The organism is Vibrio sp. D173a (assembly GCF_030248475.1).
In genome coordinates, this window is record NZ_JAHGAH010001401.1 from 1 (window position 1) to 632 (window position 632).

General features: G+C 48.4%; 1 protein-coding gene. It reads left to right on the forward strand.

Features of this window, described 5'->3' with window-relative positions; genetic code table 11:
• The coding region (locus KIV40_RS33640; RefSeq protein WP_285353764.1) for a general secretion pathway protein GspB at positions 1-597 on the forward strand (597 nt) is incomplete at its 5' end.
• Positions 598-632: the final 35 nt, after the last annotated feature.

The window sequence follows — 632 nt, forward strand, 5'->3', positions numbered from 1 at the left end:
ATTCGCCCAGCACCAGAGTTTGGTCAACTGAAAGCATTGCCTCGTCAACTCACTTTCGCTGAGGTGAATGAGGTTGCTGCTGACACAGTGCAACAAACACAATGGGAAGATGAACAAGGCTCTGTGGTATTGGGAGCATCGAATACAGAGAGCGAGCAATCGTTGATCGCGGCTGAACCTGAACCGCTGAATCAAAACCCTCAGAGTACAAGTGGTGAGGCCACGGAGAGCGACTTGCTTCAAGGGTTAGACCTTACTGAGTTGTCTCCTGAGTTAGCGCTGAAGATCGAGTCGATTTTCGACAATAATGACTCTTCCCCTGAGGTGGATATTGACCAATATCGACCTCAACCGACCATTCAATTGGAGTCTCATACCCGCAGCCTAAGTGGTCGTCTACCTAGCTTGAATCTGCAAACGCATATGTATTCGAGCAGTGCTGAGAGACGTTGGGTAAAAATTAATGATAAAGAGGTCGCGCAGGGAGAGTGGGTAACCCCAGAGGTGCAGCTAATCGAAGTGAAGCCCCAATCGATTGTGGTGGAGTTTGAAGAGCAAGCTATCGAAATCCCAGCCCTTTATGAGTGGCAAGGCTAATCACGCTGAAGGAAAAGGGATAGGCAAATAAAAAG